At 59.5% G+C, this 12097-nt stretch carries 11 protein-coding genes; 7 read left to right on the top strand and 4 right to left on the bottom strand.

What is annotated here, in order from left to right; translation table 11 throughout:
• Positions 1–60: 60 nt before the first annotated feature.
• Both Q1A52_RS08915 and Q1A52_RS08910 read left to right on the top strand, forming a co-directional pair.
• Entirely contained in the window at positions 61–681 is a 621-nt protein-coding gene (locus Q1A52_RS08915) for a GNAT family protein (RefSeq protein ID WP_300013743.1), read from the top strand.
• On the top strand, positions 674–2464 hold the full coding sequence (locus tag Q1A52_RS08910; RefSeq protein ID WP_299777460.1) for a tetratricopeptide repeat protein: 1791 nt from the start codon (positions 674–676) through the stop codon (positions 2462–2464). Before Q1A52_RS08915 ends, Q1A52_RS08910 begins: the two co-directional genes overlap by 8 nt.
• Positions 2465–2484: 20 nt before the next feature.
• Here the strand turns inward: Q1A52_RS08910 and Q1A52_RS08905 are convergent, their stop codons facing one another.
• From Q1A52_RS08905 to Q1A52_RS08890, 4 genes are all read right to left on the bottom strand, one after another.
• Entirely contained in the window at positions 2485–2982 is a 498-nt protein-coding gene (locus Q1A52_RS08905) for a hypothetical protein (protein ID WP_300013741.1), read from the bottom strand.
• Between the two features lie 74 nt (positions 2983–3056).
• Complete coding sequence (locus tag Q1A52_RS08900) at positions 3057–4313, bottom strand: hypothetical protein (RefSeq protein WP_300013739.1); 1257 nt, start codon at positions 4311–4313, stop codon at positions 3057–3059.
• Between the two features lie 72 nt (positions 4314–4385).
• Positions 4386–5174, bottom strand: a complete 789-nt coding sequence (locus Q1A52_RS08895; RefSeq protein WP_300013737.1) for a TfuA-like protein — start codon at positions 5172–5174, stop codon at positions 4386–4388.
• Positions 5171–6472, bottom strand: coding sequence for a YcaO-like family protein (locus tag Q1A52_RS08890; protein WP_300013735.1), 1302 nt, complete (start codon positions 6470–6472; stop codon positions 5171–5173). Before Q1A52_RS08890 ends, Q1A52_RS08895 begins: the two co-directional genes overlap by 4 nt.
• 102 nt (positions 6473–6574) lie before the next feature.
• Here Q1A52_RS08890 and gtdA point away from each other — a divergent pair, with 102 nt between their 5' ends.
• From gtdA to Q1A52_RS08865, 5 genes are all read left to right on the top strand, one after another.
• Positions 6575–7624, top strand: coding sequence for a gentisate 1,2-dioxygenase (gene gtdA, locus Q1A52_RS08885; protein ID WP_300013733.1), 1050 nt, complete (start codon positions 6575–6577; stop codon positions 7622–7624).
• A gap of 189 nt (positions 7625–7813) precedes the next feature.
• Positions 7814–8845, top strand: a complete 1032-nt coding sequence (locus Q1A52_RS08880; RefSeq protein ID WP_300013731.1) for a LacI family DNA-binding transcriptional regulator — start codon at positions 7814–7816, stop codon at positions 8843–8845.
• Between the two features lie 100 nt (positions 8846–8945).
• Entirely contained in the window at positions 8946–10247 is a 1302-nt protein-coding gene (locus tag Q1A52_RS08875; protein ID WP_300013729.1) for a sugar ABC transporter substrate-binding protein, read from the top strand.
• Between the two features lie 131 nt (positions 10248–10378).
• Positions 10379–11242, top strand: coding sequence for a carbohydrate ABC transporter permease (locus tag Q1A52_RS08870; RefSeq protein WP_299829775.1), 864 nt, complete (start codon positions 10379–10381; stop codon positions 11240–11242).
• A gap of 18 nt (positions 11243–11260) precedes the next feature.
• Entirely contained in the window at positions 11261–12091 is an 831-nt protein-coding gene (locus Q1A52_RS08865) for a carbohydrate ABC transporter permease (RefSeq protein WP_299777476.1), read from the top strand.
• Positions 12092–12097 lie beyond the last annotated feature (6 nt).

Below are 12097 nucleotides of genomic sequence, written 5' to 3'. Positions count from 1 at the left end.
CGATCACCGGCGTTGTAAAACCCGTTTGTGAGTTCCGGGCTTGGCTGGAAGGATAAAGATATGACTCACGAAACTACAGCGATCATCACCTGGCGCCCGATGGGGCTGGAAGATATCCCCCGGATTTCGGGCTGGTTCTGGAACTTTACGGATGTTGCTCTTTTTGACCGCGCCCTTCCCGTACCGGTGAGTGTCGATGCATTGCGCGAAAGCTGGCGGGAATCGATGATGCAGAAATCCTCGCCGGGGGCCTATTGGTTCATGGCAGAGGATGACAACGGCAATCCAATCGGGATCGCAGGGTTGGAATCAGTGAATTATATCCAAGGCGATGCGGTTTTGCCCTTCTTCGTCACGGAGGATTTTCGTAAGAAAGGTCTGGCGACGGCAATGACCGTCTCGATGCTGGATTTTGCCTTCAAGCGGCTGCGCCTTCACCGGGTGACCACCTTCTACCGCTCGGACAACGCCGCGACACAGCGCGTGTTGGAGAAATTCGGTTTTGCCGAAGAAGGTCGTTTCCGCGAAGGCTGGTTTGTCGACGGCATCCGAAAGGATACGGTAATTGCTGGCATTTTAGGAACGGAATGGATTGCAACTCGCGGCGAGGTCATTGAAACTGTCGCGGGGTCCTGCAATCTCTCGTTCTCGCCAACCTGTTGGAAAGAAAATCTTGGCTGATACTGCAAACAAACCCGGGTCACGCGAAACCCTGAAACGTCGTCTGGTGGCGATCGTCTTTGCTGATGTGGCGAACTTCAGCACGATGATGAGCGTGGATGAGGTCAAGACGACGATCTCGGTCACCAACCGGTTGGAAAAGTTTCGCGATGTCATCACGTCCTACTCGGGTGAGTTCAAAGGCTCTGCCGGTGACAATGCCTTCATGGTTTTCGAAAGCGCCGTGGACGCGGTGACCTTTGCGGTTGAAATGCAAAAGACGCTGGAAGAAGAGAACAGCGGGCTGCCGGAAGAAGAACAGATCCACTTCCGCTTTGGCATCAATCTGGGTGAGATCCTGATCAGCGGCAACGAAATCACCGGCGAGAGCATCAACATCGCCGCGCGCATCGAAGCCTTTGCGGCACCGGGACAGGTCTGCATTTCAGGCGCGGCCTATGATCACGTCTGCACCAAGCTGAAATACGGCTACGAATACCTTGGCGGTCAGGACTTCAAGAACATTGGCCGGACCATCGATGTGTTCCAGGTGCACGAGAACCCGACCACGGCTGCGATGACGCCAGGGCTGCGGCGCAATCTGGAAAACTCCGCCGAGTTCAAGGAGCGCCCGGTCGCCAACCAATCTATCGTTGTCCTGCCCTTTGGGTTCCAGGGCAGTGACCAGGGGGACCAGTGGTTTGCCGAAGGTCTGACCGAGGACGTGACAACCAACCTGTCGCGCTTTCAGGAGTTCTTTGTCATCGCGCGCGGATCGGCCAATATGTTTGCGGATCGCACCAAGTCGCCGGCGCAGGCCGCGCGGGAACTTGGCGTGCGCTATGCGGTCGACGGCACGGTGCGCAAGGCTGGCAAACGTATCCGGATCACGCTGCAGCTGCTGGATGCGCTGCAGGATCGCACCATCTGGGGTGAACAGTACAACCGCGATATCGAGGATATCTTCGATTTGCAGGACGAGATCACGCAGATCATCGTCTCCGCAACCGCAGCCCGGATCGAGGCCACAGAGCGCGACCGCATGCGCCTGTTGCCCCCTGCCAACCTCATGGCCTACGGATTCGTGCTCAAAGGCCACAGGCATGTGCTCAAATACACCCAGCCGGAAGTGAAACAGGCGCGCCATCTCTATGAAGATGCCATTGGCAGCGATGCACGCTACGCGCGGGCCTATGCGGCCAAATCCCGGACCTTCAATCTGGATTGGCGGTATGATTGGGCAGAGCAGCCGGATCTTGCCCTGGACGATGCGTTGAGTTTCGCCCGCGAAGCGATTGATCTGGACGAAGCGGACGCCCGTGGTTTCGGAGAGCTTGGGTTTGCCCATCTCTACCGCAAGGAGCATGATCCGGCGATCAACGCCTATGATCGCGCGCTCAAGCTCAATCCAAACGACGCCGACCTGATGTCGGACATGGCCGACGCACTGGCTCACATGGGCCGGTCAGAGGAGGCGGTGGAGCTTTTGCAGAAAGCCATGCGGCTCAACCCGTTCTATCCGGATCAATACATCTGGCACCTCGGCGGCGCCTACTTCAACCTGCAGCGCTACGAAGATGCGATCAACACCATTCAGAAAATGCAGAACCCGACCGAAGGGCGCCGCATCCTTGCCGCCAGCTATGCCCATCTTGGGCGCACCAAGGAAGCGCGCGCGCAAGCCGATCTTGTGCGTGAAGCGCATCCAAATTTTTCGGTGGAACGTTGGGCAGCCGTCCAGCCCGACAAGTTCGAGGAAGATGTTCAGCACTTCCTCGATGGCATGAAGCGCGCGGGCCTCTGAGGCCCGCACCCCTTTCCTGATTAATCGCTGGCGTCGCCGCCGCGCGCACCGCTGATCCGGGCGCCGGAAATACGTGCCCCCGAAACCCGTGCACCTGCCACGCGGGCACCGGACACCCGGGCACCCGATACACGCGCACCGGAAACGCCACTGACACCGTCAGCAGCCATGGCCAGAAGCACATCCTCGAACTTACCCTGATCGACATCAAGCCGGATGGTGTCGTCGGATTGCTTCACGATCCAGGCACGCAGGTCCGCATAGAACTTCTTGTCCCGCGGATTAGGTCCGGGCACCGGCACCTTGTCGGGGTCTTTGCTCTCGCCTTTCACCATGAAAAGAACAGGTGTCGGGATCTCAAAATAAGCGCCATCGTAGCTGAACCCGTAAATGCGGGCAAACTGTCCATCCGCCTTGCTTAGCACCTGGTTGTCGCGACTGGCGGACACCACCGCCAGATCGTCGACTTCCCGTCCGAACAACACGATAGATGCAGATGTATAAAGGGTTTCTTTCATAATGTTTGTCCTTTCGTGAGGGAAATCTGCCCCCTCAGCCTTCAGCAATTACAGTGTTAACCTATTCTGGTTTTTCAGTCCATCGGAAGCATCGTTCTGACCGAATTTGCGTGGCTGTCTTTTCCGAGCGGTTCGAGCTGCGGACCCACCGCAACAAGCCCGATGTCGCGCATTCTGAAATTACCAAGGATGAGCTTCTCGAACCGGCCGCCGGTGTGTGCGCGATCCACGTCGAGGAAGACCTCCGCAACGTCGACGAAATTCAGGCCCTGCTCATCCAGCCGCTCCCAGGTATCGGCCAGGTAGGTGCCCATGATATCGCGCGCATCCAGCAGCGCCATCTTGAATTTGTCCGGGTTGGCGGCATAGGCCTCGTCGAAAAGCTCCTGCATCACCGGCGCGTAATTCGACGTGGCAAGCAACTCGTCCGACAGGTGCTCCATCTGCGGCGTGATTGCCCCATAGTCGAGCAGCATTTCGTGGAAGATATCTACCAGAATATCAAAGAACGCGCCCGTCAGCGGCTGCGACAGGTGGTGCTCCTTGACCCAGCCTTTGGCGAATTCGCCCAATCGCTTGTCATTGGCTGCGATCCTGATCTGTTTGTTTTCCGAGAGCTCTGCAACACGGTTGACCGCGTTCAGCATGTAGAGATTGCCGCGCGTGTTCTCGAGCAGCCGATCGACCAATGAGTTGAAATGCAAAGAGGAAATCAGCGCAACGAGGTCGGCGGCGCTCTCGTGAAAGCCAAAATATTCGCCGGTGACATTCTGCGGATCGGGCACGCCGACCTCGGAATAGATGATCGCATGGCCCACTTCGTGGGCGATCACATCAAAGTTCAGGCTGAAGGGACGCGTCTCGCCAGCGCTGCGGTCTACGCCCATTTCAATAAAACCGTAGCCCGAATAGGCATTCTCCAGCGAATGCAGGATCGTCAGCTCCTGGCGGTCATAGCTCGCCTCTCCCTGCCACGGGATTTCCCGGTCGAAATAGTCTTCCCAGATGTCCATGACAAACCGCACGGTGCCAAAGAGATGCGCCGTCTCGAACTGCGGCGTGCCCGGTTCCAGATAGTCGAAATGGCCGTCGGCATCCGGCACCGCCGGGGCTTCGACCTTGCCGGTCCAAGGTGGCGCCGACGGGTCCGACCCATCGGGCGAAATACCATATGGTTCGGTCTTGCCGATCGGAAAGATGCTGTACATCCGGCGGTCTGATGGCCCCGGCCCGACCGTGCCCGGCGCCGACGACACCTCGACCACCTCCGGCTCGGCATATTCGTCCAGAAACTGGGGCTGTGGGAACAGTTTAAACCGCGTTCCTTGCATGCACTCTCACCTTCAAACCGACCACTTACATTCTATGGCTATCGCAATCGTATCGTTCAGTCCATCACTCGTCTAATCGTCGCGGAAAGACAGCCCGCCGGTCAATCGGTACCCGCCCTGCATCGCTGCAACTTCCTGTCGCGCGCGCTGCCGCCAGATTTGCACCACATCGTGCCAAAGCGCCGTCTGCTCAAAGTGAAAGGATGCGGAAGGGGGCCGATGCGCTTCCTCGGCCATGTGGCGCAGGAGAAGCTGCGCATCCAGCCGCTTCTGATCCACCTCGTTTTGCGCGATCCACGTTTGTAACGTCGGCAGCGCGCTATCCCCCTGCCCCCCGGTCTCACCGGTCCGGAAAATGCTGTCCCATGTGCGGGTCTTGTAGAACTCTGTCTTGGCCCGCGCGATCAGGGTTTCGGCTGTATTGGACGAAACGACACCCGCCTCTTGTGCGGCCTTCAGCGTCGCCCGCACATTCACCATGGCAAGGCTCAAACCGGGGTATCCGACCTCTGCCGGGCCATGCAGCAGGGCAACCTCGTCATCGTCTTCCAGCACGTCATCGCGGTAGTCCTCGTAGATGGCGCCAAGGCCGATCATACCAAAGGCATCCAGTTCCGCCGCCCGCAACGCCCCCATGCTGGAGGCCCCGTAAACTGCGATCCCTTGCGTCAGAGCCCAAAGAATTTCCTTGTGCCAGACAGCGGGCACGCCTTCGAAATACCCGTCGATGATGCCAATGGCACGGGGGGTCTCCAACGTCGCCAGGTAAACATCCCCCTGCTGCGCGGGTGGCCGCATGTCGAATGTATCAGGCACCTCTGCATCCGCGCCTGCCAGCGATGGACCTGCAAAAACGATCATGACCCTGCGCTTTCGTTTTGCACCTGCACAGCGCGCGGGCCGGCCACGTAGGCGACGTCATCATGCGGCGCCTCAAGACCGGGGATGATTACGCGCACCACGGGTATTTCAAAATCCGCATGCGTCAGATCGACAACCGCAATCTCTTCGATCCCGGCCCCTTTCAGGCAGTTTTTCAACCACGCAAGGTCCTCGCCCAGCGTCCGATTGGTCGCCCCTGCGACCTCATCGAAGCGGCGTTCACCCGTGGAACCAATCAGCAGATCTTCAAAGGCCTGCGCCTTCGCCTGCCGTCCCTCGGCGCTGTATTCGTCATGAAACAGATCCTCGCGCGCGCCAGAGATGTAGTTCAGCCGGGTCTGCGCCGCTTCGTTCAGCGCGCGGTGCAGGGCAATTGTCGGGTCCGGATGGGTGCCAGAGCCGAGGCCCAGATGATCCGCCTGCGCGCCGGGATCAAAGACGATGCTCAGAAAGCTCGGCACCCCGGTATCGCAGGTCACATCCCAGATGGCACAGTCCAGCCCCGCGCGTTTGAACTTGCCCAGCGACGCCTGCAGGGCGGCATCCTCAATCGATCCCGGATCGAGCCGACTGTCGCGTTGCGCTTCGATGGGCCGTGCGTGCCAGATGGCCAACGCGTCCCGCTCCGCGACTTCGCAAATGCCATGACAGATGGCCTCCAGCAGGTGATTGCCGGAGGCAAGGCCGTTCGTGCTGGCCGGATAGCGCCCGGCTTCGGGCGACACCGGGTGCGTGTAATCCGCATGCACCATCTCGAAGGGTACCAGCTTGTCCCGCCCGCTCAGGATGTCAAAGGCCGTAACCCAATGCTGCCGTTCCGTGCGATGCGGGCGCGGGTGCGGCGTCTGCGGCAAGCGGTCCAGATCGACAAAACAGTGCCGCGCCTCCAGATCGGCGATGCTGGCGTAGAACACCGGCATGTCGATGCGCTCCGCATGCCAGATTTCTATCGCTTCCATCAACGCTGAGGCCTTGGCATGCGCCAGCGTCATCCCCTTGCCCTGCGAGATCGCAATGGACCGCGCGTTGGGCCGCACGGCGATAACCACGGGCAGACCCACGCTGTCGAGCCCGGTCACATTTGCCAGCCGGGTGATCCCGAACTCGTGCTTGAGCGGGAGGATGCGCGCCAGGGTGTCGCTCGCCGCGCAGATGCGCTGCGATCCTTTGAGGAATTGCTTTTCGACATGCGCCGTCAGGTCCATAGGTCCGCCCGTGGGAAATGTGCTGGCGTCCTTCAAACCATATCCGGGGTGATTGCGGAACGGGAATTTCACCTCTGTCGGATGTGCGGCCAAAGGTTTTTGCGAAATCCGCTGCACTGGCGCATAAACGATGACAACACCGCCTTGCTGCACCCTGATCGAAAGGACCCCGAGATGAGCTTGAAGGACGCCCCTGAGAACACGCAGGCCCGTCAGCAGTTCTACGACGCGATCGAGCCGGAATCGATGCGGGCGCTCTGGTCGGTCATGGCAGGCATCATCACGCCGGAACCCAAATCGGACTGCATTCCATTCAAATGGCGCTACAGCTCTGTCCGTGCGCGGTTGCTGGAAGCGGCAGAGCTGATCACGGCGAAAGAGGCGGAAAGACGTGTGCTGATCCTCGAAAACCCAGGGTTGGCGGGCAGTTCCAAGGTCACGACCAGCCTCTATTGCGGCGTGCAATGTGTGATGCCGGGTGAAGTCGCACCGGCGCACCGGCATACGCAATCCGCCCTGCGCTTTGTGCTTGAAAGCGAGGGCGGCTTTACGGCGGTGGGCGGCGAGAAAACTGAGATGTCTTTCGGCGATTTTGTCATCACGCCAAACTGGGAATGGCACGACCATGGCAACGACACGAATGAACCGATTTTCTGGCTCGACGGGCTGGATATTCCGGTGGTGCAGTTCTTTGACGCCTCCTTTGCCGAAGGGCTGGGCGAGGATCAGCAACCGATCACAAGGCCCACGGGCGACAGCACCGCCCGATATGGCGCCAACATGCTGCCGCTGGGCTACGCGCACCAAACGCCGACCTCGCCGATTTTCAACTACCCCTACACCCGGTCCCGCGAGGCTTTGGAGCAGATGCGCAAATACGAGGAGTGGGATCCCTGCCACGGGCTGCGCATGCGCTACATCAACCCTGTCGATGGCGGTTGGGCGATGCCGACAATCGGCACTTGCCTGCAACTGATGCCCAAGGGGTTTCAGAGCGCGCCGTATAAATCCACCGATGCGACGGTCTATGTCGGGGTGGAGGGGCGCGGACGCCTGCGTGTCCGCGACGAGGTGATCGACTGGGGCCCGAGGGATGTCGTTGTCGTCCCCTCCTGGCATGAAATCACGCATGAGACGGCGGAGGATGCGGTGCTGTTTTCCTATTCGGACCGGCCCATTCAGGAGAAACTGGGGCTCTTTCGCGAGCACCGCGGAAACGCATAGCGCACCGGCATTCATCAAAAAGCGAGAAGAAAAGTTTCAGGATACAGTCTGATCTTGACCTGCGAAAGAATGCTCTTTCTATTGTAAAGCTGTAAATTAACGCGCGACAAATATCGAAAGAGGGCCAGTTTCTGAACGGCGGCATCCTTTAGCGGGATCAATGCATGCGCCGAAGGCCAGAGTTGAGGCATGAGCGAGAGCAAGATCAAGAACATGGCGGAGTTTGCGAGCGTGAGCGGGATATCCCGCCCGACGATCTCCAAATACTTCAATGATCCCAGCAGTGTACGCGCCACCATCCGCACGCGGATCGAAGCGGCGCTGGAAGAGCACGACTACCGGCCCAACATCTACGCAATGAACCAGAACCGGCGGCTGACCAAGAACATCGGCATCGTCGTGCCCTATCTGTCGGACCCGTTTTTTGCCGAAATTGCCCGTAACATCGAACAACGCTGCATTGCTGCCGGGTTCTGGCCCACGCTGTTCTCTTCCCACGGCTCGCGCGAGTTGGAGTGTAACATTCTCGACAGCTTGCGGTCCCTGAAACCTGCGGGCGTGCTCTTTGCGCCGCTGGGGCGGGCTTCGGACAGATCGGTCATCGAGAAATTCTGCAAGGACGTGCCAACGGTGCTGTTTGACAGTGATCTCGAAGGGATCGGCGCCGCCTTCGTGGGCTCGGACAACTTCAGCTTCGTTGCGCAAAGTGTCGAATATCTGGTGCGGTCCGGCGCCCCACCCTGCTTTTTCGAAATGCGCACCCCGGCGAACCCAAACGCCAACAAAAGGCGCAAGGCCTATATCTCGATCATGGAGCGTCTTGGGTTCGAACCTGATGTCATCAAGGTGGACGGCGAAGGCTGGGCGTTCGAGGACATCGGATACCGCGGCGCGATGCGTGTGCTGTCGGAAGACACCCTGGCCAGCGACACGGTGCTTTGCAGCAACGACCGTCTGGCGATTGGTTTTCTGGCGGCGGCCTTTGAAAAGGGCATCCGTGTGGGGCGGGAGCCTGACAGCGCGCTGCGCGTCGCAGCCCATGACGATCACCCGTTTTCGCGATTTACCTGCCCGTCGCTGACCACCGTCGCGCATGACTACGAGGCCGTCTCCAACCGCAGTGTCGAGACGCTGTTTGAGCTGATCGAAGGGGGGGGACGACTCACCTCGCGCACCGAGAAACTCTTTGAGGCCCGGCTGATCCTGCGCGCATCAGCTTGAAATCACTCAATATTAACGCGCGAAAAATAAAATATTGACGCGCGTTAAAATTTTTTCGATGCTGACGACGGGACAATCCATAATACTAGGGAGGAATCGGATGTACCTGAGAACCGCACTTTGTGCGGCGAGTGCACTTGCACTTACCGCTGGGGCTGCCATGGCGCAGTCCACCCTCACCATCGCGACCGTGAACAATGGCGACATGATCCGTATGCAGGGGTATACGGGTGATTTCACCGAAAAGACCGGGATCGCTGTGGAGTGGGTCACGCTGGAAGAGAACGTGCTGCGTTCGCGTGTGACGACCGACATCACCACCAAGGGTGGTCAGTTCGACATCATGACAATCGGTATGTACGAAACCCCGATCTGGGGTGCCAACGGCTGGCTCGTGCCGCTGGACGATCTGTCCGCGGAATATGACGTCGATGACATCCTGCCCGCGATGGCCGGTGGTCTGAGCCATGAGGGGACGCTTTATGCGGCACCGTTCTACGGCGAAAGCTCCATGATCATGTACCGCACCGACCTGATGGAGAAGGCCGGGATGGAAATGCCGGACGCCCCTACGTGGCAGTTCGTGCGCGAAGCTGCGGCGGCCATGACCGACCGCGATGCCGACATCAACGGCATCTGCCTGCGTGGCAAGGCCGGTTGGGGTGAAGGCGGTGCTTTCATCACGGCGATGTCCAACTCCTTCGGCGCACGCTGGTTCGACATGGAGTGGAACGCGCAGTTCGACACCGAAGCCTGGGCAAACACGCTCAACTTCTACAAGGGCATGATGGATGAATCCGGCCCTGCGGGCTATGCCACGAACGGCTTCAACGAGAACCTGAGCCTCTTCAACCAGGGCAAATGCGGCATGTGGATCGACGCCACGGTTGCGGCCTCCTTCGTGACAGGCGGCGATTCCACCGTTGCAGATTCGGTTGGCTTTGCTCTGGCGCCGGACACGGGCCTTGGCAAACGCTCCAACTGGCTTTGGGCCTGGGCTCTGGCGGTTCCGGCCGGGACACAGCAAGAAGCCGAAGCCAAGCAGTTCATCGAATGGGCCACCTCCAAGGAGTACATCGCCTTGGTTGCCGAGAACGAAGGCTGGGCCAATGTGCCTCCGGGCGCGCGGACGTCTCTCTATGAGAACCCGGAGTACCAAAAGGTGCCCTTCGCTCAGAAAACGCTGGACTCGATCCTCTCGGCTGATCCGACCGACTCCACCGTCGAGCCAAGCCCCTATGTGGGTATCCAGTTCGCCGCGATCCCCGAGTTTGCTGGCATCGCAACCGAAGTGAGCCAGGAATTCTCGGCGGCCTACGCAGGTCAGCAGTCTATTGAAGACGCATTGGCCAAAGCACAGGCGATCACCAACGAAGCAATGGAAGCGGCTGGCTACAGATAAGCCGCCCCCTTCAATCGGAGGGCGGCGGACAGTTGAGCCGCCCTCCACCTCTCACGTGTCTTTAAGTCCTAGACCCCCAATTCTGCAGTGCTGCCCACCAGAGGCCGCTGCGCACAGAGGAGACGTGTCAAATGGCCACCAAAGCCTCCCGATCAGCCGCCCGCGTGATGATGGCGCCCGCCGTTGTGCTCTTGCTGGGCTGGATGCTGGTGCCCCTGATCATGACCCTGTGGTTTTCGTTCCGCACCTACCTGCCCCTGCGCGGCGGGGATCAGGGATGGACCGGTTTTGACAACTACGTCCGCTTTGTCACCTCCAGCTCGTTCTGGCCCGCGATTTCGACCACGCTGGTCCTGCTGATCGGCGTTCTGACCATCACCATCGTCTTCGGCATCCTGCTGGCGATCCTTCTGGATCAGCCGATGTGGGGGCAAGGGGTGGTCCGCATCCTCGTCATCGCTCCCTTCTTCGTGATGCCCACGGTCTCCGCGCTGGTGTGGAAGAACATCTTCATGGACCCGACGAACGGCCTGCTGGCCCATTTGTGGCGATTCTTCGGGGCCGATTCGGTCAGTTGGCTCTCAGACGCCCCCATGGTGTCGCTGATCATGATCGTCAGCTGGCAGTGGCTGCCCTTTGCCACGCTGATCCTGCTGACCGCGATCCAGTCGCTGGACGGCGAGCAGATGGAAGCGGCAGAGATGGACGGGGCCTCGGTGCTGTCGCGGTTCTTCTATATCGCCCTGCCCCACCTCAGCCGCGCGATCACCATCGTGATCCTGATCCAGACCATTTTCCTGCTGGCCATCTTTGCCGAGATCTTTGTGACAACGGGCGGCGCTTTCGGCACCCGGACGCTGTCTTACCTGATCTTCCAGCGCGTGCTTGAGAGCCAGAACATCGGGCTCGGGTCCGCGGGCGGGGTCTACGCGATCATTCTCGCCAATATCGTTGCCATCTTCCTGATGCGCATCGTTGGCAAGAACCTCGACTAAACAAGGGAGGACGACGTCATGGCACGTGCTGTCACAAACCAACGCAAGATGATCAACACCGGTGCTGCGTGGATCATCGGTCTGCTGATCTTCTTCCCGATCCTGTGGACGATCCTGACCAGCTTCAAGAGCGAGGCGCAGGCCATCGCCGATCCGCCGATCTTCCTGTTCTTTGACTGGACGACCGAGAACTACTCGACGGTCATGGAGCGGTCGAACTATGGCCGGTTCCTCTGGAACTCCATCTTCATAGCCGGGGGCTCGACCATCCTGGGGATCATCATCGCGGTGCCAGCGGCCTGGAGCATGGCCTTCGTCCCCTCCAAGCGCACCAAGGACATCCTGCTCTGGATGCTGTCCACCAAGATGCTGCCGGCGGTTGGCGTGCTCTACCCGATCTACCTGCTGTTCATCCAGTTTGGCCTGCTCGACAATGTTTACGGGCTGACCTTCGTGCTGATGCTGATCAACCTGCCCATCATCGTGTGGATGCTCTATACTTATTTCCGCGAAATTCCGGGCGAGATTCTGGAGGCAGCCCGGATGGATGGGGCCACGCTGCGCGACGAAATCCTCTATGTGCTGACGCCGATGGCCATTCCCGGCATCGCCTCCACGCTGCTCTTGAACTTCATCCTGGCATGGAACGAAGCCTTCTGGACGCTCAACCTGACGGCAGCCAAGGCAGCGCCGCTCACGGCCTTCATCGCCAGCTATTCCAGCCCTGAAGGCCTGTTTTACGCCAAGCTCTCCGCTGCCTCGACGATGGCCATTGCGCCCATCCTCATCCTCGGCTGGTTCAGCCAGAAACAACTCGTCCGCGGCCTCACCTTCGGCGCAGTCAAATAAGGAACG

The sequence above is a fragment of the uncultured Roseobacter sp. genome, assembly GCF_947488185.1.
Taxonomy (GTDB): domain Bacteria; phylum Pseudomonadota; class Alphaproteobacteria; order Rhodobacterales; family Rhodobacteraceae; genus Roseobacter.
This window is presented reverse-complemented; position numbering and strand designations above follow the sequence as displayed.

What these genes read in the sequence shown, in the direction of transcription:
- Q1A52_RS08915 (WP_300013743.1), top strand. Translation starts at nt 61, where the DNA reads ATGACTCACGAAACTACAGCGATCATCACCTGGCGCCCGATGGGGCTG.
- Q1A52_RS08905 (WP_300013741.1), bottom strand. Translation starts at nt 2,982, where the DNA reads ATGAAAGAAACCCTTTATACATCTGCATCTATCGTGTTGTTCGGACGG.
- Q1A52_RS08900 (WP_300013739.1), bottom strand. Translation starts at nt 4,313, where the DNA reads ATGCAAGGAACGCGGTTTAAACTGTTCCCACAGCCCCAGTTTCTGGAC.
- Q1A52_RS08895 (WP_300013737.1), bottom strand. Translation starts at nt 5,174, where the DNA reads ATGATCGTTTTTGCAGGTCCATCGCTGGCAGGCGCGGATGCAGAGGTG.
- gtdA (WP_300013733.1), top strand. Translation starts at nt 6,575, where the DNA reads ATGAGCTTGAAGGACGCCCCTGAGAACACGCAGGCCCGTCAGCAGTTC.
- Q1A52_RS08880 (WP_300013731.1), top strand. Translation starts at nt 7,814, where the DNA reads ATGAGCGAGAGCAAGATCAAGAACATGGCGGAGTTTGCGAGCGTGAGC.
- Q1A52_RS08875 (WP_300013729.1), top strand. Translation starts at nt 8,946, where the DNA reads ATGTACCTGAGAACCGCACTTTGTGCGGCGAGTGCACTTGCACTTACC.
- Q1A52_RS08870 (WP_299829775.1), top strand. Translation starts at nt 10,379, where the DNA reads ATGGCCACCAAAGCCTCCCGATCAGCCGCCCGCGTGATGATGGCGCCC.
- Q1A52_RS08865 (WP_299777476.1), top strand. Translation starts at nt 11,261, where the DNA reads ATGGCACGTGCTGTCACAAACCAACGCAAGATGATCAACACCGGTGCT.